At 68.4% G+C, this 22853-nt stretch carries 19 protein-coding genes; 6 read left to right on the top strand and 13 right to left on the bottom strand.

What is annotated here, in order from left to right; genetic code table 11:
- Positions 1-8 precede the first annotated feature (8 nt).
- From AC3WLF_RS05705 to AC3WLF_RS05695, 3 genes are all read right to left on the bottom strand, one after another.
- Positions 9-434, bottom strand: coding sequence for a PRC-barrel domain-containing protein (locus AC3WLF_RS05705; RefSeq protein ID WP_492319302.1), 426 nt, complete (start codon positions 432-434; stop codon positions 9-11).
- A gap of 199 nt (positions 435-633) precedes the next feature.
- Positions 634-1737, bottom strand: a complete 1104-nt coding sequence (locus AC3WLF_RS05700) for a porin (protein ID WP_492357938.1) — start codon at positions 1735-1737, stop codon at positions 634-636.
- 423 nt (positions 1738-2160) lie between these two features.
- Entirely contained in the window at positions 2161-3078 is a 918-nt protein-coding gene (locus tag AC3WLF_RS05695) for a LysR substrate-binding domain-containing protein (RefSeq protein WP_010814030.1), read from the bottom strand.
- A gap of 188 nt (positions 3079-3266) precedes the next feature.
- Between AC3WLF_RS05695 and AC3WLF_RS05690 the strand changes: the two genes are divergently transcribed.
- A complete protein-coding gene (locus tag AC3WLF_RS05690) occupies positions 3267-4289 on the top strand; it encodes a DUF1338 domain-containing protein (protein ID WP_492357125.1) in 1023 nt (340 codons plus the stop codon).
- Positions 4290-4381: 92 nt separating this feature from the next.
- Here AC3WLF_RS05690 and fusA read toward each other — a convergent pair whose 3' ends face one another.
- Positions 4382-6487, bottom strand: a complete 2106-nt coding sequence (gene fusA, locus AC3WLF_RS05685) for an elongation factor G (RefSeq protein WP_492319299.1) — start codon at positions 6485-6487, stop codon at positions 4382-4384.
- A 292-nt stretch (positions 6488-6779) separates the two neighbouring features.
- On the opposite strand from fusA, the gene AC3WLF_RS05680 reads away from it, so the two are divergent.
- A complete protein-coding gene (locus AC3WLF_RS05680) occupies positions 6780-7409 on the top strand; it encodes a response regulator (protein WP_492319298.1) in 630 nt (209 codons plus the stop codon).
- A 68-nt stretch (positions 7410-7477) separates the two neighbouring features.
- On the opposite strand, the gene AC3WLF_RS05675 is transcribed toward AC3WLF_RS05680, so the two are convergent.
- On the bottom strand, positions 7478-8251 hold the full coding sequence (locus AC3WLF_RS05675) for a FadR/GntR family transcriptional regulator (RefSeq protein ID WP_492319297.1): 774 nt from the start codon (positions 8249-8251) through the stop codon (positions 7478-7480).
- 155 nt (positions 8252-8406) lie between these two features.
- Here AC3WLF_RS05675 and gudD point away from each other — a divergent pair, with 155 nt between their 5' ends.
- From gudD to AC3WLF_RS05660, 3 genes are all read left to right on the top strand, one after another.
- Positions 8407-9762, top strand: coding sequence for a glucarate dehydratase (gudD, locus tag AC3WLF_RS05670; RefSeq protein WP_492319296.1), 1356 nt, complete (start codon positions 8407-8409; stop codon positions 9760-9762).
- Between the two features lie 82 nt (positions 9763-9844).
- On the top strand, positions 9845-10867 hold the full coding sequence (locus AC3WLF_RS05665; RefSeq protein WP_492352709.1) for a Bug family tripartite tricarboxylate transporter substrate binding protein: 1023 nt from the start codon (positions 9845-9847) through the stop codon (positions 10865-10867).
- Positions 10868-10967: 100 nt separating this feature from the next.
- Positions 10968-11966, top strand: a complete 999-nt coding sequence (locus tag AC3WLF_RS05660; RefSeq protein WP_492319294.1) for a Bug family tripartite tricarboxylate transporter substrate binding protein — start codon at positions 10968-10970, stop codon at positions 11964-11966.
- A 167-nt stretch (positions 11967-12133) separates the two neighbouring features.
- Here AC3WLF_RS05660 and AC3WLF_RS05655 read toward each other — a convergent pair whose 3' ends face one another.
- A complete protein-coding gene (locus AC3WLF_RS05655; RefSeq protein WP_492357937.1) occupies positions 12134-13660 on the bottom strand; it encodes an aldehyde dehydrogenase (NADP(+)) in 1527 nt (508 codons plus the stop codon).
- 103 nt (positions 13661-13763) lie between these two features.
- Positions 13764-14678, bottom strand: coding sequence for a 5-dehydro-4-deoxyglucarate dehydratase (gene kdgD / locus AC3WLF_RS05650; protein ID WP_492319292.1), 915 nt, complete (start codon positions 14676-14678; stop codon positions 13764-13766).
- Between the two features lie 410 nt (positions 14679-15088).
- Between kdgD and AC3WLF_RS05645 the strand changes: the two genes are divergently transcribed.
- The gene (locus AC3WLF_RS05645; protein ID WP_492319291.1) at positions 15089-16069 is read left to right on the top strand and encodes a DedA family protein/thiosulfate sulfurtransferase GlpE; all 981 of its coding nucleotides are present in this window, start codon (positions 15089-15091) and stop codon (positions 16067-16069) included.
- A gap of 25 nt (positions 16070-16094) precedes the next feature.
- Here AC3WLF_RS05645 and AC3WLF_RS05640 read toward each other — a convergent pair whose 3' ends face one another.
- The 6 genes from AC3WLF_RS05640 to AC3WLF_RS05615 form a co-directional block, all read right to left on the bottom strand.
- The gene (locus tag AC3WLF_RS05640) at positions 16095-17051 is read right to left on the bottom strand and encodes a DUF1177 domain-containing protein (RefSeq protein WP_492357127.1); all 957 of its coding nucleotides are present in this window, start codon (positions 17049-17051) and stop codon (positions 16095-16097) included.
- A gap of 58 nt (positions 17052-17109) precedes the next feature.
- On the bottom strand, positions 17110-18270 hold the full coding sequence (locus AC3WLF_RS05635; protein ID WP_492357936.1) for a porin: 1161 nt from the start codon (positions 18268-18270) through the stop codon (positions 17110-17112).
- Positions 18271-18403: 133 nt separating this feature from the next.
- Positions 18404-19159 (bottom strand): dipeptidase PepE, encoded by a 756-nt coding sequence (gene pepE, locus AC3WLF_RS05630; protein ID WP_492352711.1) that lies wholly within the window; start codon positions 19157-19159, stop codon positions 18404-18406.
- 44 nt (positions 19160-19203) lie between these two features.
- On the bottom strand, positions 19204-20397 hold the full coding sequence (locus tag AC3WLF_RS05625; RefSeq protein WP_492357935.1) for an aminotransferase class V-fold PLP-dependent enzyme: 1194 nt from the start codon (positions 20395-20397) through the stop codon (positions 19204-19206).
- Positions 20398-20464: 67 nt separating this feature from the next.
- Entirely contained in the window at positions 20465-22072 is a 1608-nt protein-coding gene (locus AC3WLF_RS05620; protein ID WP_492357934.1) for an OPT/YSL family transporter, read from the bottom strand.
- A 64-nt stretch (positions 22073-22136) separates the two neighbouring features.
- The gene (locus AC3WLF_RS05615; RefSeq protein WP_492319285.1) at positions 22137-22850 is read right to left on the bottom strand and encodes an IclR family transcriptional regulator; all 714 of its coding nucleotides are present in this window, start codon (positions 22848-22850) and stop codon (positions 22137-22139) included.
- Positions 22851-22853 lie beyond the last annotated feature (3 nt).

The raw sequence follows: 22853 nt of genomic DNA, 5'->3' as shown, positions 1-22853 counted from the left end.
GCGCAGGCCTACAGCGGCGGGGACACCCAGTACGGGTCACGGCCGTAGTATTCGTGCAGCGACTTGCCCCACTGGGGATCGGCCATGCTCGGCCAGCTGTCCTTGTTGAAGCCCGGTGCGGATTTGAGCCGGTCTGCCGTCACCGCAATCCGGAAGCATTTCTCGTCGGTGTCCATGACCAGTGCATTCCATGGGATGGCGTGCAGCGTGTCGCCGATGCCGAGGAAGCCGCCGGTGGTCAGCACCGCGTAGGCGATGCGGCCGTGCGGCACGTCCAGCATGATTTCGGAAATCTTGCCGACGTGTTCGCCATCGGATGAATAGGCCTTGGTGCCGTCAAGGCTCGATGCCGCCATCACTTCAGGGCCCGGGCCTTCGCCCACGCCTGAACCGATGATGGCCGCGCCTGCACTGGTGGGAGGTTGGTTCGGCATGCTGTGCTCCTTGTCGCAAGAGTTGGAATGCATGGCATGCGCAATGACCATGCCTGCGCCGTTTGTGGCGCAGTACGCATGGGGCTGAAGTTGCCGGCTGCCGCCGTGGTAATTCTTTCGTGCGGCATGGAAAAAAAGGCGCGTCAGCATGGCGCTGCGCGCCTTCCTGCAGCGGCACCCGGTGGAGCCGCCGCGATCCTCAGAAGTGATGCCGCATGCCAAGCATGACGCCCACGCGCGTGGTGCTGTCCACGCCCGCGGCGGGCGCGCCGGCCCAGTATTCGGTCTCGCGTCCGACCGCGCCGCCGCGCGCGTGCACGGCATCGGCTTCCAGGTACAGGCTGGTGCGCTTGGACAACGCATAGTCGGCCACCACGGCGATGCTGTCAGCGTTGCCGCTGCCCAGCAGCGCCGGCACGTCCTGGAACTGCGTAGTCACGTTGCCACCCTGCCAGTAGCGGTAGTAGGCGCCCGAGACGTGCAGCGCCGGCGTGAGCTGGTAACCGAGGCCGGCAAAGGCAATATTGAAGCGAGCGTCGCCCGCCGATTCGCGCCGGCCCATATGTCCGAGGTAGGCCGTGGCCTTGCCGAAAGCGTAGGAGCCGCCCACCGAGTAGTTGCGCACGGTGTTGCCGCCGTCGGCGCTCTTGCGCTGGTCATAGGCCGTGCCCAGCGCCAGCGCGCCCTGCTGGAACATCAGCCCGCCCCCCAGCGTGGTGCCGCGCGCCAGGCTGCCGGGCTGCTCGCCGGCGCCGTAGTCCAGCTGCAGCGTGAGCGGGCCTGCGGTCTTCTTGTAGACCACGCTGTTGTTGATGCGGTAGTCCTGGAAGAAGATGTCGCCGCCGATATACAGCGGGTCGGACCAGAAATTGCCCCAGCCCTGGTCCAGCGGATTGAAGGCCCAGCCAATATTGTTCAGCGCGTTGTACTGGCGCCCGAAGGTCAGGCTGCCCCAGTCGCCGGAAAGTCCCGCATAGGCCTGGCGCCCGAACAGCGCGTTGTAGCTGGAGCGGCCGTCGTCACTGCCGATGCCGGCCTCGAGCTGGAAGATGGCGTGGTTGCCGCCGCCCAGGTCTTCATCGCCCTTCAGGCCGAAGCGGCTGCCGACCATGCCGCCGGAGACCAGTGCGGCCTGGCGGTTGTGGTGGCCATCCAGGTTGGAGGTGTAGCGCACGGCGGAGCTGGCGATGCCGTACAGGGTCACGCCTGGCTCGGCGTGGGCGTTGGTGCCGGTGAGGGCGGCAAGGGCGACGAAAGGCAAAAGCCCGGCCGCCAGCAGCCAGTGGCTGGCTGTCTGGTTCATGGATTTCCTCCGGAAGTCCGAGCCGCCCCGGTGCTTGCAGCGCGCCGGCGCGGTTCCGTCAGGCCGATGGCCTGCGGGTTCCAGTCCCGCGCGGGGGCGCGCGGGTCGTCATCGGGCGCAGCGCAACGGATGCGCAGGGCCCGGGCGAAGGTCGAAGTGGGCGGCGATGCCTGGTTGGCGGCGAATGCCGGCAGTGTTGCCGGGCAAGCCTTGGGCAGCGCCGGTTGCCGGCGCCACGGGAGCGGCCCGAAGGCCATTGAGCGGGTTCGCCGGCGCCCGCTTCGGCAGTCATGGCGGCCAGGGCCGATATGACCGGGGAGGCATGTTCCGGGTCGTCCCGGGTGCGGCGAACAGGCGCTAGTTTACCTGCATTGCGCAAACGCCCCCGGAAAGTGCGTCATGGGGCGCAGCGAGGCGGCGCGATCAGTTGCCGGCAGCGGTGGCCGGCGCATCGCGCGACAGGCCCAGGATCCAGTTGCGGAAGGCCGCCAGCGCTTCGGATTCGGGCCGGCCCTCCGGATAAGCAAAGTAGTAGCCCTGCTGTTCGTCCAGCATGCCCGCCAGCGGGATCACCAGCTGGCCGGTCTGCAGCTCGCGCTCGATCAGCAGGCGCGGCGCCAGGCCGATGCCAAGCCCGGCCGTAGCGGCGGCCGTCATCATCGTGAACAGTTCGTAGCGCGGCCCGCGCGAGGCGGCCAGGTCATAGGCCCAGCCCTGTGCCGCGTACCAGTCGCGCCAGGCGTTGGCGCGCGTGCTCAGGTGCAGGTGGCGGCAGCGCGCCAGGCTGGCGGCGTCGGTCACGGGATGCCCGGCCAGGAAGGCGGGACTGCACACCGGCACCATGCCGCCTTCGCGGAAGATCACGCCGCCGCGCGTGCCGGGCCAGAACTGGTCGCCGAAATAAATCGCCGCGTCATAGGCGCATTCCTGGAACGAGAACGGCTGCGAGCGCGCCGCCAGGTTGACCGTCACATTGGGATGGCGCCGCGCAAAGTCCGGCAGGCGCGGGATCAGCCATTGGGTGGCAAAGGTGGGCACCACCGCCAGCTCCAGCGTGTAGCCCATGGCCCGGCCGGTGGTGATTTCCAGCGTGTCGCGCTGCAGGTGGTCCAGGTGCCGGCGAATGCGCGCGGCGTATTCGCGCCCGGTATCGGTCAGCTCCAGGCGCCGGCGCACGCGCGTGAACAGCGCCACGCCCAGGCGCTGCTCCAGCTGCGCCACCTGCCGCCCCACCGCGCTGTGCGTCAGCGCCAGCTCTGCCGCGGCGCGGGTAAAGCTGCCCAGCCGCGCCGAGGCCTCGAAGGCCTGCAGCGCGCCCAGGTTGGGGATGTCGTTTCTCATGGGACTGCGAGGGAAGGAAGGCTGACAGTATAAACAGCGGCGCCAGGCCGCACCGCTACCGCGGTCGTGCGCCGCACGCACAACGTTGTGCGCAATGCGCGCTTGTGCGCGCCATGGGGGTGCCCCTATCCTGCCCCGCGTATCGTCGCCAGCCCGGCTGCCATCCCAGTGTTCACCTGTTTGCGCCCATGACCTCCAATCTCTCCACGCTTCTCACCGCCAACGTCGGCGCCGCCCGCGCCGCGCAACTGCTCGCGCTGGTCACCTTGCCCGCGGATCTGCCGCAGGCCCCGCAGGGCCGCGCCAGCCGCGCGGAAATCGCCCAGGCCCTGAACATGGTGCTGTTCGGCGGCATCCTCGAGCGCGTGCCGAGCGGCCGCGCCTACACCGACGACGTTGCCGCCGCCGGCGGCAAGGTCACCTTCGACCACGGCGCGCTGCGCACGGTCAAGTGGCGCGACAACGGCGCGCTGCCCGAAGGCGAGGCCGCCTTCACCCGCATCCTGCGCCCGCTCGGCTACGTGCTCAACGGCACCTATCCGCTGGACCGCATCGGCATGACCGGCCGCTCATACGCGCATGCCGACGCGCCCGAGGACATCGCCCAGTTCTTCCTCAGCGAATTCCATCCGGAACGCTTCAGCGAAGCCTTCCGCGCCGCCGTCAGCCGCGTCACCGGCACCTCCGCCGACCCGCTCACGCCGCGCGCGCAGACCCTGCTGTGGCAGCTGGAGCGCGACGGCGCGCTGGACCTGGTTGACGGCGCCGAGCTGGTCGGCCTGCTGGTGCCATGCTTCGAGCGCCAGCACGCCACCCCGAGCCTCGCCGACTATGAAACCCTGCTCAGTGAATCGGCGGAGATGGCCTGGGTCGCCACCGAAGGCAACGCCTTCAACCACGCCACCGACCGCGTCGACGATGTGTTCGCGCTCGCCGAGCAGCAGAAGCAGCTGGGCCGGCCGATGAAGGACAAGGTGGAAGTCTCGCGCAGCGGCCGCGTCAAGCAGACCGCGTTCCGCGCGGATACGGTGCGCCGCGCCTTCGTCGGCGCGCACGGCGAGACGATGGAGCGGGACGTGCCGGGATCGTTCTACGAGTTCATCACGCGCGACCGCTTTGCCGATGAAGCGGCAGCGCCGCAGCGTTATGACCTGGGGTTTGATGCCGGGAATGCGCAGGGGATCTTCAAGATGACGGCGGCGGCCTGCTGATCGCGATCAAGGAGGAGGGCACGGGTGCGTGGATGCGCCGGCCCTCTGCCCCGGCCCCTCTCCCGCACGCGGAGGAGAGGAGCAAACCATTGTTACCCCCGCTTCGTCGATATCACCGCCTCAGCCACATTGGCCGGCGCCTCGGCATAGTGCTTGAACTCCATCGTGTACGTCGCGCGCCCCTGCGTCAGCGAGCGCAGCGTGGTGGAGTAGCCGAACATGGTTGCCAGCGGCACCTCGGCGCGCACGATCTTGCCGCCGCCACCGGCGATGTCTTCCATGCCGTGCACCATGCCGCGTCGTGACGACAGATCGCCCATCACGTTGCCGGTGAATTCCTCAGGCGTTTCCACCTCGACGGCCATCATCGGCTCCAGCAGGACGGGTCTGGCCCGGCGCATGCCTTCCTTGAACGCCATCGAGCCGGCCATGCGGAATGCGTTCTCGTTCGAGTCGACGTCATGGTAGGAGCCGAACACCAGCGTGGCCTTGATGTCGACGATCGGGTAGCCGGCCAGCACGCCTGACTGCAGGGTCTCGCGGATGCCCTTGTCCACCGCGGGGATGAATTCGCGCGGCACCACGCCGCCCTTGATGGCATCGACGAACTCATAGCCGCCGCCGTGCGGCATCGGCTCGAGGTTGAGCACCACGTGGCCGTACTGGCCGCGTCCGCCCGATTGCTTGATGAACTTGCCTTCCACGTCCTTGACCGGCTGGCGGATGGTCTCGCGGTAGGCCACCTGGGGCTTGCCGACCGATGCCTCCACGCCGAACTCGCGCCGCATGCGGTCGACCAGGATTTCCAGGTGCAGCTCGCCCATGCCGGAGATGATGGTCTGGCCGGATTCCTCGTCCGTGGTCACGCGGAAGGACGGGTCTTCCTGCGCAAGGCGGTTCAGCGCAATGCCCATCTTTTCCTGGTCGGCCTTGGTCCTGGGTTCCACTGCCTGCGAGATCACCGGTTCCGGGAAGCTCATGCGCTCCAGGATGATGACCTTGTCGGGGTCGCACAGGGTGTCGCCGGTGGTCGCTTCTTTCAGGCCGACGGCCGCGGCGATGTCGCCGGCGCGCACCTCCTTGATCTCCTGGCGCACGTTGGCGTGCATCTGCAGGATGCGGCCCAGGCGCTCGCGCTTGGCCTTGACCGGGTTGTAGACGGTGTCGCCGGATTTGACCACGCCGGAATAGACGCGGAAGAAGATCAGCTGGCCGACAAAGGGGTCGGTCATGATCTTGAACGCCAGCGCGGCAAAGGGCTCGTCGTCGTTGGGATGGCGTTCGGCTTCGCGGTCGTCTTCGGTGTGGCCCAGGATGGCCGGCACGTCGGCGGGCGAGGGCAGGTAGTCGATGACCGCGTCCAGCATGCTCTGCACGCCCTTGTTCTTGAAGGCGCTGCCGCACAGCATCGGCACGATCTCGTTGGCGATGGTGCGCTTGCGCAGGCCGCGCTTGATCTGCTCCTCGGTCAGCGGCTCGCCCGACAGGTACTGGTTGAGCAGCGTCTCGTCGGCCTCGGCGGCGGCTTCGACCATCTTGTCGCGCCATTCCTGTGCGGTCGCCAGTAGCTCCGCCGGGATGTCCTGGTAAGCAAAGCGCACGCCCTGGCTGGCATCGTCCCAGACGATGGCCTTCATCTTGACCAGGTCGACCACGCCCTGGAAATGGTCCTCGGCGCCCAGCGGGATCTGGATCGGCACGGCGCGGCCCTTGAGGCGGTCGGCGATCTGCGTCTGCACGCGGAAGAAGTCGGCGCCGACGCGGTCCATCTTGTTGACGAAGGCAATGCGCGGCACCGCGTACTTGTTGGCCTGGCGCCAGACCGTCTCGGACTGTGGCTGCACGCCGCCGACGGCGTCGTAGACCATGCAGGCGCCGTCAAGCACGCGCATGGAGCGCTCGACTTCGATGGTGAAGTCGACGTGTCCCGGCGTATCGATGATGTTGATGCGGTGTTCGGGGTAGTTGCCGGCCATGCCTTTCCAGAAGGCAGTGGTGGCGGCCGACGTGATGGTGATGCCGCGCTCCTGCTCCTGCTCCATCCAGTCCATGGTGGCCGCGCCATCGTGCACTTCGCCCAGCTTGTGGTTGACGCCCGTGTAGAACAGGATCCGTTCGGTCGTCGTGGTCTTGCCGGCGTCGATATGCGCGCTGATGCCGATGTTGCGGTAGCGCTCGATGGGGGTCTTGCGAGGCACAGTGTTCTCCATGGATGAAACACGCTGGAATAGAGTAGCACCACTGGCTGTTTGCCGTTGTCCCTGCCGTGCGCAGGGGCACACCGCCACCGCCCGGTGCTCCGGCATGAGCGCGTGTCTGAGGCGGGCCTAGGATTCGGCCTCATGCGAAACCGATTTCTCCCATCCTGCCAGCGTCCGCGGCTCCCTATACTGGCGCAGCGTCGCGCCCCGCGTGTTGATCGCCCTGCCATCCCATGCCCGGGCAGAATGCGCGCCGTCGCCGATGCGTTCCCGGACTACGAAGCCACGCATGACAACCATCCTGATCGTTGACGACCATCCGGCGATGCGGCTGGTGCTCAGGCACCATCTGCTGCAGCTGCTTGGCGTAGACGAGGTGATCGAAGCAGACAACGGACAGTGCGCCATCGAGCTGGTGCGCGCGCGCACGCCGGACCTCGTGCTGCTCGACCTGGACATCCCGCGCTCCAGCGGGCTGGATGTGGCGCCGCGCCTGCGCGCGATCCATCCGCAGGTGCGCATTCTGGTGGTGACGGCGCTGGACCCGGCGGTGTTCATCAGCCGCTCATGGCAGGCCGGTGCGCAGGGCTTCGTCAGCAAGACCCAGGACATCAAGGAAATCCTGCGTGCGGTCGAGGCGGTGCTGGCGGGCTATACCGTGTTCCCGATGCTCAGCCGCGGCGGCGCGCCGCGCCAGGCCATGTCGGCGGATGAGGAGATCCTGCGGCGCCTTTCCGACAAGGAACTGGTAGTGCTGCAGATGCTGGCGCGCGGCATGTCCTACAAGGCCATCAGCGCCAGCCTCTTTATCAGCAACAAGACCGTCAGCAGCTACAAGGCACGCATCATGGGCAAGCTGCAGGTCTCGTCCCTGGTGGAGCTGGTGGACTTTGCGCGGCGTTGCCGGCTGACCCCTTAATTCCTGGTCGTTATCATTAGACATCGTATGACTTGGCGGGCGCACCACACCCAGTGCGGGTGCGCCGCTCAGCCCTGGGCACCGGCCGGCGCCGAGGCCTTGCGCAGCCGTTCGCGGCTGTTGGTCAGGTGCATGCGCATGGCGGCCTTGGCCCCGTCGGGGTCGCGGCGCTCGATCGCGTCGTAGATGTTCTCGTGCTCGATGCTGACGCGGTCCAGGTACTGCTCGCGCTCGGGCGTGCTGACCTGCAGGCGGCTGCGCGGGATCACCATGGTGCCCAGGTGGCCCATGATGTCGGTGAAGTAGCGGTTGCCGGTGGCGCGTGCAATCGCCAGGTGGAAGGCAAAATCGCTCTCCACGGCGTCGTTGCCGGCGCCGGCACTGCGCTTGAGCTCGTCCAGCGCCTGGCGCATCGCGGCCAGCTGCGCGTCGGTGCGGCGCGACGCGGCCAGGCCCGCGGCCTCGGCCTCAAGGCTGACGCGGAATTCCAGCATCGCCATCACATCCATGGCCGTGCCCAGCGCGTCCGGCCCGATGCGGAAGGGCGAGGGTACCTCGGCCGCGCGCGCCAGCACGAAGGTGCCGATGCCGTGGCGCGTCTCGACCAGGCCGCTGGCCTGCAGCCGCGACAGCGCCTCGCGCACCACGGTGCGGCTGACCCCCATCGACGCCATGATCTCCGACTCGGTCGGCAGCTTGTTGCCGGGCTTGAGCTGGCCCTGGCGGATTTCTTCGCCAAGGGCTTGCACCACTTCTTCGGCAAGCGTGCGTCCGCGGCGGCGCAGCGGCGCTTGCGGCGCAGAAACGGGCGGAACGGACTGGGCGGAGGTGGAGTTCGGCATGGTGGATACGGGCGGGGTTTCCCGGACTTGACCGGTTCGAGATGGCCTCATTATACTGGGTTATCAGTCATACGATGACAGATAACATACGCGATGTGATGGTCCGGGTGAACGATACTGCGCCTGCCATCGGAAATGCCGGAGACAACCCAGAGATGACCCCAACCGCCGCCCCCATGGCGTCCGCCCACACCCCGGTCGTGACCGAACTGACCGTGGTGCCCGTGGCCGGGCATGACAGCATGCTGATGAACCTGTCCGGCGCCCATGGCCCGTGCTTCACCCGCAATATCGTGATCGTGCGCGACAGCGCCGGCCACACCGGCGTGGGCGAGGTCCCGGGCGGCGAGGGCATCCGCCAGACGCTGGAAGACGCGCGGCCGCTGCTGGTGGGCCAGCCCATCGGCCAGTACCAGTCCATCCTGAACCGCGTGCGCGCGGCATTCGCCAGCCGCGACGCCGGCGGCCGCGGCCTGCAGACCTTTGACCTGCGCATCACCATCCATGCCGTGACGGCACTGGAGGCGGCGCTGCTCGACCTGCTCGGCCAGCACCTCGAGGTGCCGGTGGCCGCACTGCTCGGCGAAGGCCAGCAGCGCGACGCCGTGGAGATGCTCGGCTACCTGTTCTATATCGGCGATCGCCAGCGCACCACGCTGGACTACCGCACCGAGCCTGATGCCGACAACGCGTGGTTCCGCCTGCGCAATGAAGTGGCGATGACGCCCGAGGGCGTGGTGCGCCTGGCCGAAGCCGCTTACGAGCGCTATGGCTTCAACGACTTCAAGCTCAAGGGCGGCGTGCTGAGCGGCGACGAAGAGATGGAAGCGATCCTGGCGCTGGCCGAACGCTTCCCCAAGGCGCGCATCACGCTGGATCCCAACGGCGCCTGGTCGCTGGCAGAGGCCGTGCGCCTGTGCCGCGACAAGCGCGGCGTGCTGGCCTATGCCGAGGACCCGTGCGGCGCCGAAGACGGCTATTCCGGGCGCGAGATCATGGCCGAGTTCCGCACCGCCACCGGCCTGCCCACCGCCACCAACATGATCGCCACCGACTGGCGCCAGATGGGGCACGCGGTGCGGCTGCAGTCGGTCGACATCCCGCTGGCGGACCCGCACTTCTGGACCATGCAGGGCTCGGTGCGCGTGGCGCAGATGTGCGCCGAATGGGGCCTGACCTGGGGCTCGCACTCGAACAACCACTTCGATATTTCGCTGGCCATGTTCACCCACGTGGCGGCCGCCGCGCCGGGGCGCGTCACCGCCATCGACACGCACTGGATCTGGCAGGACGGCGAAAACCTGACCCGCAACCCGCTGCGGATCGAAGGCGGCCTGGTGCAGGTGCCCAAGACCCCGGGCCTGGGCGTGGAGCTCGACATGGATGCCCTGGCGCGCGCGCACGAGCTGTACCAGCGCAAGGGCCTGGGCGCACGCGACGATGCCGCGGCGATGCAGTTCCTGATCCCCGGCTGGAAGTTCAACAACAAGGCGCCCTGCATGGTGCGCTGACGCAGTACCGGCAACGCCCAACCGGCCGCTGCCGTGATCGGCACGGCCGGCTCATCTGATAAAGACACTGCAGGAGACAACGATGTACACGTTCCAACGCCAGCGCGCCCCGCGCCTGCCTCACTGGCTGCGCGCCTTTGCGCTCGGCTCTGTCGTCACGGTGGCGGCCCTGACCGTCAGCGCCGCCGCATACGCCGCGCCACAGGACTGGCCGCAACGCCCGGTATCGGTGGTGGTGCCGTTCCCGCCGGGCGGCTCCAGCGACGCCATCGCGCGCATGCTGACCGTGCCGCTCAATGAAAAGCTGGGCCAGCCCTTCGTCATCGACAACCGCCCCGGCGCGACCGGCGCTATCGGCGCCACCTTCGTCAAGCGCGCGCCAGCGGACGGCTACACCATGATGGTGGCGTCGATCGGCGTGTACGCGGTGAACCCGTTCCTGCAGAAGAACCTGGCCTATGACCCGGCCAAGGACTTCGACCTGCTGACCGTGGCGGTGCGCGCGCCCAATGTGCTGGTGGCCAATCCGCAGTTCCCGGCCAACACGCTGCAGGAACTGGTGGCCTACATGAAGAAGAATCCGGGCAAGGTCAGCTTTGCCTCGTCCGGCGCAGGCTCGTCCGACCACCTGACCGCGGCGCTGTTCTGGCAGAAGAGCGCCACCGACGGCCTGCACGTGCCCTACAAGGGCGGCGGCCCGGCCATCTCCGACCTGCTTGCCGGCCAGGTCGACGTGTCGTTTCAGAACGTCAACGCCGTGCTGCAGCACATCCGCACCGGCAAGCTCAAGGCCATGGCGGTGACCTCCGACAAGCGCTCGCCGGTGCTGCCCAATGTGCCGACCATGGCCGAGGCCGGCGTGAAGGATGTGGAGGTGTACTCGTGGCAAGGCGTGGCCGCGCCGCGCGGCCTGCCGCCCGAGGTGAAGAGCCGCCTGCACGGCGCGCTGGTGTCATCGCTGAACGACCCGAAGATGCGCCAGAAGCTGTCCGAGAGCGGCTTCGAGGTGGTGGCCAACACGCCCGAGCAGTTCAACCAGTTCGAGGCGCAGGAGCTGCAGCGCTGGAAGACCGTGATCGAGAAGGGCAAGATCGCGCTGGACTGAAGCCATCGCACTGAACCCATACACTGCAGCACAGAACGCGCCGGGCATGCACGCATCGCGTGCCGCGCCGGCGCTCGCGTCATCGACAGGAGACAACAGCATGACCCAGGGACGCCGCACCTTCCTCAAGCAATCCTCCGCACTGGCCGCCGGTCTGGCAGCCGGTCCGCTCGCGGGCCTGTCATCGGCTGCGCACGCCGCGCAGGACTGGCCCACCCGCCCGATCCGCCTGGTGGTGCCGTACACCGCCGGCGGCTCGTCGGACATCATCGCGCGCCTGATCAGCAAGCAGCTGGGCGAGGCGCTGGGCCAGTCGGTGGTGGTGGACAACCGCCCCGGTGCCAACGGCAACGTCGGCGCGGCACTGGTCGCGCAGGCCACCGACAACCACACGCTGATGCTGTGCGATATCGGCGCGCTGGCGATCAGCCCGTCGGTCTATACCAAGCTGACCTTCAATATCGCCAAGGACCTCAAGCCGGTGTCGATGCTGGCCTACTCGCCGCACCTGCTGGTGGTGCATCCGTCGGTGCAGGCGGCCAGCGTGAAGGAACTGGTGGCGCTGTCGCAGCGCAGCCAGCTCAACTTTGCCGTGACCGCCATCGGCAGCGCGCCGCACCTGGCCGGCGTGGCGGTGGAGCAGGCCACCGGCGCCAAGTGGCAATACGTACCCTACAAGGGCGGCTCGCAGGCCATTGCCGATACCGTGGGCGGCAGCGCCCAGGTGCTGATGAACGGCATGCTGGCCACGCTGCCGCACGTGCAGTCGGGCAAGCTCAAGCTGATCGCCCAGTCCAAGCGCACGCGCATGCCGCTGCTGCAGAACGTGCCGACCATCGCCGAGCAGGGCGTGCCGAATTTTGAATCCGGGACGTGGCAGGGCGTGATGGCTCCGGCCAGCATGCCCGATGCAATGGTGGCGCGCCTCAGCGGCGAGTTGATCCGCATCATCCGCGCGCCGGATCTGCGCGCGCAGCTGGTGGCCCAGGGGGCGGAGGTGGTGACGATGACGCCCGGGGAGACCGGGAAGTTCTTTGTTGCCGAGCAGGCGCGATGGGCGGGGGTGGTGAAGCAGGCGGGGATCAAGCTGGAGGCTTGATCTGGGGCTAGCGGGCCGTAGCTGGTTCTTCGCAGATTTGCGGGGTGTTTTTGTTGTTGCCAAGGGCGACAACCGACCGCATGGCAACAAGCCAAAGCAGGGCTTCCCAAATCTAGCGAAGACCCCCCAATAAGAAAAAGGCCCCGCGCACTGCGGGGCCTGCGCGATCAACCCTTCACCGCTTCCGGCAACAACGCCTGCGGCAGGTTCTGATAACAAACCGGCCGCAAGAACCGGTCAATCGCCGTCGCCCCCACCGAAGTCGAACGCGCATCCGAAGTCGCCGGGAACGGCCCGCCATGCACCATCGCATAGGCAACCTCAACCCCAGTCGGATAGCCATTGCACAGCACCCGCCCGGCCTTGCGTTCCAGCACCGGCAGCAGGCGCCGCGCGGCCGCGTGGTCGGCATCGTCGAGCTGCATCGTCGCCGTCAGCTGGCCTTCAAGCTGCCGCGCCACCGCCAGCATCTCTTCAAGATCGCGGCACACCACCAGCACCGTCGACGGCCCGAACACCTCGGCCTGCATCCGGTGATCCGCCATGAACTGCGCCGCGGTGGTCTCGAACATTACCGGCCGCCCCTGGTTGGCCCCGTTGCCGTCGACGCCATCGCCAATGCGTTGCAGGCCGTCGAGCGACGACAGCTGCGCCACGCCTTGCTCAAAGGCGGCATGGATGCCGGGCGTCAGCATGGTCGCCGCCGGCTTGCCTTGCAGCGCGCCGAGCGCCGCGGCGCGGAACTTGTCGAGCGCGGGGCCTTCAATGCCGATCACCAGCCCGGGGTTGGTACAGAACTGGCCGACGCCCATCACCAGCGAATCTACCAGCTGGCGGCCGATGTCCTCGCCGCGCGCATCGAGCGCCGCGGGCAGCAGGAACACCGGATTGATGCTGCTCATCTCCGCATACACCGGGATCGGCTGCGGGCGGCGCTGGGCCGCCTGCATCAGCGCCAGGCCGCCGGCGCGCGAGCCGGTGAAGCCCACCGCCTGGATTGCCGGATGCGTGACCAGTGCCGTGCCGATGGCATTGCCCGCCCCGACCAGCAGCGAGAACACGCCGTCGGGCAGGCCCGCGTCCTGCACGGCCTGCTGGATCACGCGCCCCACCAGTTCCGACGTGCCCAGGTGCGCCGGGTGCGCCTTGACCACGACCGGGCAGCCCGCGGCCAGCGCCGAGGCAGTGTCGCCGCCGGCCACGGAGAACGCCAGCGGGAAGTTGCTGGCGCCGAACACTGCTACCGGACCGATGGCGATGCGCTGCATGCGCAGGTCCGGGCGCGGCGGGTTGCGCTCGGGCAGCGCGGGGTCGAAGGTAGCCTGCTGCCAGCGGCCTTCGCGCAGCACGGTGGCGAACAGGCGCAGCTGGCCGGCGGTGCGGCCGCGCTCGCCCTGCAGGCGCGCGATTGGCAGCGCGCTTTCCAGGTGGGCGCGTTCGATCAGCGTGTCGCCGAGCGCCTCGATGCCGGTGGCGATGGCTTCGAGCAAGGCCGCGCGCTGCTCTGGCGTGGTGTTGCGGTAGGTGTTGAAAGCGGCTTCGGCCAGCGCACAGGCGCGCTCGACCTCAGCCTGGCCGCCGCCATGGAAGCCAGGGCCCAGGGCTTCGCCGGTGGCGGGATTGATGGCCTGCAGCAGGGCTTCGGTGCCGCGCACGGCTTGCGCGCCGATCAGCATGTCGCCGGTGATGTGCATGGAAGGATTCCTTGTCAGCGTTTGGAACGGGAACGCCGGCCGGAGGGCAAGTGCCCCGCGGCCGGCCTGTCGATATGCAATGCGAGGACGGCTTGCTTGCCGCTTACTGCGGGCCGAGCTTGTTGACCAGCGCGCCCAGCATCTCCATCTCCTCGCCGGTCAGGTCGGTCAGCGGCGCGCGCACCGGGCCGCCGTCATGGCCCACCAGTCGGGCGCCGGCCTTGACGATGCTCACGGCATAGCCGGCCTTGCGGTTGCGGATGGCCAGGTAGGGCAGGAAGAAGTTGTCTAGCAGGCGGCCCACGGTGTCGTGGTCATCCGCGGCGATGGCGCGGTAGAAGTCCATCGCGGTCTTGGGGATGAAGTTGAACACTGCCGACGAATACACCGGCACGCCCAGCGCCTTGTAGGCCGCGGCATAGACCTCGGCCGTGGGCAGGCCGCCGAGGTAGGAGAAGCGGTCGCCCAGCTTGCGGCGGATGCTGACCATGGCCTCGATGTCGCCCACGCCGTCCTTGAAGCCGACCAGGTTGGGGCAGCGCTCGGCCAGGCGCGCGAGTTGCGTCGCATCCAGCTTCGAGTTGGCGCGGTTGTAGACGATCACGCCGATATCCACCGACTTGCAGACCTGCTCCACATGGGCGGCGATGCCGTCCTGGCTGGCTTCGGTCAGGTAGTGCGGCAGCAGCAGCACGCCGGCCGCGCCCAGGCGCTGGGCTTCCTGCGCGTAGGCGATGGCGGTGCGGGTCGGGCCGCCGGCGCCGGCCAGGATCGGCACCTTGCCGGCGCAGGTGCGCACGGCGGTGTCGACCACGGCCGAGTAATCCTGCGGCGTCAGCGAGAAGAACTCGCCGGTGCCGCCCGCAGCGAACAGCGCGGTGGCGCCGTACGGGGCCAGCCACTCCAGCCGCGCGGCGTAGGACTGCGGCGCGAAGTCGCCCTGGGCGTCGAAGTCGGTGATGGGGAAGGACAGCAGGCCTTCGGAGACGATTTGCTTGAGTTCGTTGGGTGCGAGCATTGCGGCAATCCTGAGCGGGCCAGTGGCCCCGGTGGCAGTGGCGGCTGACTGCGGCGGTGCAGGTCATCCGAGTTATCAGTCATCGTATGACAAGGTCCTGGCGAAGGCAATAGGGCTGGCGATCATTCGGGGTTAACCGGGATGCGGCCGGCGTTTTCGCTGGGAAGTCCTGCCGGCGAGCAAAAAAGGACAGAAACATGCAGTCAGGGGCACTTCAAGCATGGATGGCGGCCGTCGTACCGTGGGTGAGCTCCGGTGGGGCAGGCGTGTGATGTTGTAGGACAACGTAAGTCGGAGTGGTTTCTGCCAGCGCGCCTGCCACTCAGGAAATTTGAAACACCCATGCAAAGCTGGCGGTGCACGGGCCCCCGGCGACTGGCACACTGGCATCCTGGACTGACGGGGAGAACATGGTGGGAGAGTTACAGGCCTTGCTGGAAAACCACGGGCTGATGCTGGTGTTCCTGAATGTGCTGGTCGAGCAGGCCGGGCTGCCGGTGCCGGCCTACCCGATGCTGTTCGTCGCCGGCGCGCTGGGCGTGCAGGAGACCGGGCCGTCGATCGGCGCGGTGCTGGCTGCTGTGATCTTCGCCTGCCTGATTGCCGATACCGGCTGGTACTTCGCCGGGCGCCGGCTGGGGCAGCCGATGCTGCGCACGATCTGCCGGGTATCGATTTCGCAGGACTCATGCATCCGCCAGACCCAGTCGCTCTACCTGCGCGTGGGGCCGCGCTCGCTGGTGATTGCCAAGCTGCTGCCCGGTGCCGGGGCCTTGTCCACCGCGATGGCGGGCATGACCGGCACGCCGTTGCCGGTGTTCCTGTTCTATGACGCCATCGGCGCGCTGGTCTGGGCCGGCAGCGGCCTGCTGATCGGCGTGGTGTTCAGCGATTTCATCGATGCCATCCTGGAGGCGTTCAGCGCCTACGGGCATATGGCCGTGGTGGGGCTGTTGGTGGCGTTCGCGCTGTTCCTGGCGTGGCGCTGGTGGCGCCGCTTCCGGCTGCTGCGCCGCACGCGGCGCGTGCCGCGCATGACGGTGGATGAGCTGGAAGCGCGCCGGCTCGCCGGCAGCCTGCCGGTGGTGATCGACGTGCGCGCGCACGGCGACACGCCGATGGAGCGCATCCCCGGCTCGGTGGTGCTCGACATGCAGGGCGCGCTGGACAGCCTGGACGCGCTGGGCGTGCCGCACGCCGGGGCCGACATCGTGGTCTATTGCGCCTGCCCCAATGAACTGTCCGCCGCGCTGCTGGCCGAGCGCCTGCGGGTGGCCGGCTACCCGAAGACCTGGGCGCTGGCCGGCGGCTTCGACGAATGGAAGCGGCGCCACGGCGGCACCGCCCCGACCGAGGCGGCCAACCAGCCAGGGCCGGCCGAAGCCGCCTGAACCTGCCAGGCCGCCGGCGCTGCGCTCAGCGCTTGCCCGCGGTCTGGAATACCGACAGGTCCGGGTAGGCCGCGCGGATCTTCTCCCACTCGGCGGCATTGAAGAACTGGCACTTGCCGGCGCCGAAGCGCTTGGACACCTCCACGCAGAAGCGCACGGCTTCGGCGATGTCGATCTCATGGTTGGCCGAGGTCGCGCTGCCCGACACCACCGACTGCGCCGTCACCGCCACGCCGACCACCGGCGCTCCGGTGGCCACGTGCGGCTGCATGATGCTGTTGAAGTGGTACAGGCCGTTGTGGTACGGCGTGATGTCCTGTTGCGAGATCGGGAAGGTCACCGCCGGGCAGCCGGTGGTGGACTCCATGGTCGCCACCAGGTCCGGCGCCACGCGCAGGATGTAGCCCTGCATCGCCGTCGGCGAAATCGCAAAGCCGCGGTGCTTGATGATGCTGTTGCCCTTGGACGCATCGATCGACAGGATCGCGTCCATCTCCGGCGGCACCTGGTAGTTGTTCATGGTGTCGGACGAAACCGGCATGCCCATGAACGGCACCGGGTCGTGCGGCTGCATCGAGACATTGGTCGACAGGTGCGTGGTCACGATCACGTCACCCGCCAGGTGGTCGCCGCGCGCCTTCATCTGCGCCAGCTTGAGCGCCACCGCCAGGCAGCCGATCGGGCCGTCGGCGTCAGACACCAGCCCCACCAGTTCCGGGCGCGCGCCGATCGCGCCATTGCGGCCGATCACGCCCAGCGTCGGCGCACTGCCGCCGCCACGCTTGCCCGTGGTGCCGGGGATCACGATAGTGATGAAGTCGGTGGTGTTGGCCGTGTTCTCGGGCGGGGCGTTGTGGATCGTGGTCACTTCCACGCTCACGCCGGCGCCGGCATAGGGCGCGAACAGTTCGCTGACGACCGCACCGTTGGCGTGCGGGTTGTCCAGGGCTTCATGAATGACCAGCGTCTGCTGCAGGGCCATGGCTTTCTCCAAATGACGTGCCCTGCCCGCGCGGCGCGGGCAGGGCGTCTACAAAAAGTCAGAACTGGTGGCGCAGGCCGACCATCACCGTGGTCTGGCTGTCGCGCCCGTCCAGCGGCTTGCCGCTGCCGCCGGTCCAGCTGGTGGTGTTGTTGCCGAACAGGCCCGACCAGTCGCCGTGGACACGGTCGTAGGCCAGCGCCAGGTAGGCATCGGTGCGCTTGCTGAAGGCGTAGTCGGCGACCGCGTAGGCAGTGGTGCGGTTGCCGCTGAAGCCGTCGGCACGGGTGCGGTTGTGCATCACGCTGCCGATCAGCGTGACGTTCCCGGTGACCGGGTAGCTCGCGCCCAGCGTGAAGAAGTCGTCGTGGCGGCTGCCGCCGAAGACCGAGCTGATGGCGGCGCGGCTGGTCGGCGTGGCCGCGGTGGACATGCTGGTGATGGTGGCCGTGTCGGTGCCGCCCTTGGACGAATCGAAGCCAGCGTCGCGGTCGCTGTGGATGTAGTTGGCGAACAGGCTGGCGCGGCCGACCGCGGCCTTCAGGCCGGCCAGGTAGATGCGTGCTGCGCGGCTCTGGCTGTCGCGGGTCTGCTGGAAGTCGCCCACTGCGGTGATCGGGCCGGCCGCGTACCTCACGCCGAACGACATCGACGAGGTCGCGCGGGTGTTGCCCGCGGTTTCGCCCAGCGCATATTCGGCGATCACCGACACCGGACCGAAATTGCCGGTATAGCTGACGGCGTTGTCGTAGCGCTGGCCGGTCAGGTAGACCATCCACGCATTGGACGGCGCCGCGCCCACGCCGAGCGGGTCGACGTAGTACAGCATGGTGTTGGCCGTGGTGTACTGCCGGCCCAGCGCCAGCTCGCCCCACTGGTTGCCGATCTTCACGTAGGCCTGGCGCCCGAACAGCTGGCCCTGCTGGTCCAGCCTGCCGGTGTCGGCCAGCAGGCCGTTCTCCAGCACGAAGCCGGCCTTCATGCCGCCGCCCAGGTCCTCGATGCCCTTCAGGCCGAAGCGGCTGCCCGACAGGAAGCCTTCGCCGCCCTGCTGCAGCCCGATCTGGGCATCGCCCGCGGGGTTGGAATGGGTCTGGTAGGTCAGCGCGGTGTCGATCACGCCGTACAGCGTCACCCCGGACTGCGCCATCGCGGCGGCCGGCAGGCCCAGCAGCAGCGGCAGTGCCAGGCGGGCGGCGTGGCGGATGGTGTGGCTCATCTTGTTTTCTCCTCCAAAGGGCAAAAGGGGGCCCGCGCGGGCGGCACGGCGCGGCCCGCGGGGCGGTTCTTCTTTGTTGTGCCCGGGGCAGGCCCGGGTCAGTGCGTCAGCGGCTCAGGGCAGTGCCGCCGGCTCAGGCAGCAAAGCCCGGCCAGTCCTGCATCCCGGCCGGACCGGTGATCTGCGACAGCGGGAAGGTCTCGCCTTCGCGAATCGTTTCGACCTTGCCTTCGGCCGGGAACCACAGCGCATGGCGCTCGCCCAGCACGGTGCCGCGGGTGCCGTCCGAGAACAGCGCCGAACCTTCCGGCAGCGCAAACACGTGCTCCGGCGCGTTGATGTGCAGGAACTCGGCCAGGCGCTCTTCGCGGCTTTCGCCGTTGTGGCCGGCGGGCTTGCCGCTGATGAAGTGCGGGTTGATCTGGAACGGCACCAGCCCCAGCGCGCGCAGCGACGGCGGCTGCACGATGGGCATGTCGTTGGTGGTGCGGATGGTCGGGCAGGCGACGTTGCTGCCCGCGCTCCAGCCTACGTATGGCGTGCCCGCGCGCACCCTGGCGCGGATCGCGTCGACGATGCCGGCGTCGTACATGCGCTTGAGCAGCGCAAAGGTGTTGCCGCCGCCGACCGCGATGGCCTCGGCCTGCTCCACGGCGCGCAGCGGGTCGGCGCTGTGGTGGATCGATTCCAGCGCGTAGCCCAGCGCCTCGAACACCGGCTTGACCATGCCTTCATAGGTGTCGAAGCTGAAGGTCACGCCGGCGAACGGCACGAACAGCACCTTGCGCGGCTCGCGCCTGAGCAGCGTGTGGATCTGCTCGCCGGCGTGCTCGAGGTAGCCGAGGTTGTCCTTGCGCGAGCTGCTCATCAGGAGGATGCGTTGGGTCATGTCTTGGTTTCCGTCAGGAGAGTCTGGTGAAGTTCAATGCGGGATCAGGCGATCGCGGCGCGGATCAGCGCGGCCACGCGGTCGATCTCTTCATGCGTGTTGAAGTAGTGCAGCGAGACGCGCGCCATGGTGGACACGCCGTAGCGCGCCAGGATGGCGTCGGCCATGAAGTTGCCGGCCTCGATGATGCAATGCTGCGCTTCCAGCGCGGCGACGATGCGCGCCGGGTCCACGCCGCGCACATTGAACGGCACGATGCCGATGCGGTTGGCCACGTCGGCCGGGCCGTACAGCTCGAAGCCGGGGATCGACGCGAACTTCGCCACCGCGTACTCGGTCAGGTCGCGCACGCGCGCCTCGATGGCGTCGATGCCGATGGCGGCGGCGTAGTCGATGGCGGTGCCCATGCCGAGGATCGCCGGCACGATCGGGCAGCCAGCCTCGAAGCGCCTGGCGCCAGCGACCAGCGACAGCGCGCCGGTGGCGCGGTCATAGGCGCCGTTCCACCAGCCCACCAGCGCGGGCTCGACCTGCTCGATCAGCGCGCGGCGCACATACAGGAAGCCCGCACCCTCGGTCGCGCGCAGCGCCTTGCGGCCGCAGCCAGCCAGGAAATCGCAGTCCAGCTCGGCCACGTCCGAGCGCAGCATGCCCACGCTCTGCGCCGCATTGACCAGCGACAGCACGCCGTGGCGGCGCGCCACCGCGCAGATCTGCGCGGCCGGCTGCACCGCACCCGTCGAATTGGGCAGGTGCGAGAAGGTGAGCAGGCGCGTGCGCGGGGTGACGGCGGCCGCGAACGCCTCGGGCGCAAGCAGCCCTTCCGCATTGGCCGCGACCATCTTCACGACGATGCCGTGCGATTGCTCCAGCCGGCGCCAGGGCAGCAGGTTGCTCAGCATTTCGGTGTCGGCCACCAGCACTTCGTCGCCGGCGTTCCAGGCGATGCCGCGCGCGACGATCGAGATGCTCTCGGTGGCGTTCTTGGTGAAGGCGACTTCGTCGGCGGCGCAGTTGAGCAGCCCGGCCAGCTTGCCACGCACCGCTTCAACGCGCGCATAGGTCTCCTTGCGGAAGGCCGGCAGGTAGATGCCGACATGGCCGGTATCGAGCAGGTAGCTGCGCACGGTATCGAGCACCGCGTCGGGCGGCAACGAGGCCGCGGCGGTGTCGAGATAGATGGTGGAGGCCGTCAGCGGGGTGTCGGCGCGGATGGCCTGGATGGCTTGGATATCCATGGAACGTCTCGGGTAATGACAGGCGGGACGCGGCGGCCGCGCCCCGAGGTAAGACTCAGTTGCGCACTTACTTGCGCAGCTTGGTGACGGAGCCGAAGAAGCTGAACAGCGCGTCGCCGGCAATCACGCCGCCGGCAAAGGCGCTCATCTCGGCCACGTGCTTGTCGCCGCGCAGGCGCTGCAGCACGAAGCGGATCGCCAGGCCGGCCAGCACTGCCCAGCCGGCCAGCGGCGAGGCAATCAGCATGCCGGTGGAGAGCAGGATGCCGAGCTGGCGCCTGGAGCCGCCGATCAGCTGCAGCAGCGCGCCGGGGATGGCCCAGATCACCAGGTTGCGGGCAATCTCCGCCGACGAGCCCGCCTTGATCGAGGCCGCGTAGACGCGGTCCACCGGCGGGACCAGGTTTTGCGCGAAGAAGGTGCCGTGGAACACCAGCACCACCACCGCGGCCACCGCGAAGCCGATCATCGCGGCCAGGAACTGCTGCTTGCGCCCGGCCAGCTCGGCCTCCATGTCGCGGCCCTCGCCACGCAGCAGGTAGCCGGTCTTGAGGTCATAGCCCATGTCGGCAAAGGCCGGGCCGGTGGCGGCGGAGAAGCCCACCAGCACCGCCAGCGCCGTCGGCGGGAAGCCGATCAGGATGCCGATGGTCAGCGTGATCAGCGCCACCGCGAAGGCCGGGAACCAGCCCGAATGCATCGCCGCGATGCCGACGATCAGCTCATGCACATAGGCGGCAAAGGCGGCATAGAGCACGAACACCACCAGCATGCCCAGCGACATGTCAGAGACATGGCCGGCCAGCACCGAGATCAGCAGCGCAATCGCCAGGTAGATCAGGAAGCCGCCCGACAGGATGCGGCTGGCGCGCGAGGCCGGGACTTCGATGGTGCCCGTGTCCACGGCCGGGGCATGGCGCGCGCGGCGGATTTCATTGGCGACCTGGAACAGCGCGACGATGCCCGCGCCGATCATCAGGCCGTGCGGGATATAGGCGCGGGCGATGTCGATGCCGGTCAGCGCCACCGAATAGCCACGCACCAGCAGGCCGATGCCGAACATGGTCAGTGCCGCCAGGTTGCCCAGGAAAGCGGCGCCGAACGCGGACATCGGCACGCCCAGCCAGGCGCCGCCCACGCCCACGGCAATGCCGAGGCCCAGGAACGCGGCCTTGCGCCCGCCGCGGTCGCCGGCCCAGATGGCCTCGGCCGTGGCGATGCCGGCCGGCCAGGTGCCGGTGGCGGGGAAGATCTTGCTGCCGAAGAGGAAGTACAGCATGGCGCCGTCGACGAACATGGCGATCACCGCGCCGATCAGCATCGGCGTGGCCAGTTCCGGCATGCCCATCGCGTAAGGCACGCCGATCGGGATCATCAGCGAGTTGGCGGCGCCGAAGGTGGCCGACGAGATTGCCGTCTGCACCAGGTTCTGCCGCTCCAGCACGCGGAAGCGCCGCGTGATCTCGAGCGGGATGCGCGAGAACACGATCGCGATCAGCGCGCCGATGATCGAGGTGTTGGCCGAGATCCCCAGCGACACGATCAGCTGCATGCCGATCATGGCGCCGAATACCGACAGTCCCACGGAGACCAGCAGCAGCAAGGGCTCCATGAAGCGTGTCCGTGTTGCAGGCTGCGCCGCCATCGGCGCGTTCAGTTGTGTTGGCATGGTCATGTTGTCCACCGCTCCCCGTAGTGTTGTCTGGTTTTGTCTGTTGTGTGTGATGCCTGGCGCGCGCTCAGCGCATGAAACCCGCCACCGGGCCGATGGTGTTGCGCGCGGTGCGCAGCGCCTCCAGCAAGCGCGGCACCGCCTCAGGCGTCAGGCGCTGCAGCGGGCCGGCGATGGCCAGCGATCCCACCACCGCCCGGCTGTCGCGGTGGCGCAGCGGCAGCGCCAGCCCGGCCACCGTGGCGGCGGATTCCTCGCAGGTGTAGGCCCAGCCGTCGGCGCGGATCTGCGCCAGCCGTGCTTCCGGCTCGGGCGCGTCGCCCGTTACCTGGCGCCGGAACGCTTCCGGCTGGAATGCCAGGATGGCCTTGGCGTGCGCGCCGGCGTCCAGCGTGAAGCGCTGGCCCACTTCGATCGAAAAGCGCAGCTGGTGCTGGCTCTGGGCGATATCCGTGCACAAGCCCTCGCCACCGTCCAGCCACGACAGGAACACGGTCTCGCCGCATTCGCGCGCCAGTGCTTCCAGCGCCGGTTGCACCACCTCGGCCGGCGAAAACGTCTTGCGCATCACTTGTCCCAGCTCGAACCAGCGCAACCCCAGGCCGTAGCGGCCAAGCGCGTCCTGCACCAGGAAGCCGTTGGCGGCAAAGGTCGCCAGCACGCGGTGCACCACGGCGTGGTGCACGCCGCTGTGGCGCGCCAGTTCGCGCACGCCCCAGCTGGGCTGGCGGGCGGTGAAGTGGGTCAACAGCGCCAGGGCGCCGTCCAGGGTCTTGAGCATGGC

This window comes from Cupriavidus sp. FW306-01-F10A (genome assembly GCF_058782785.1).
Note: the sequence above shows the minus strand (reverse complement) of the source record. Positions and strands in the feature narration are given on the sequence as shown.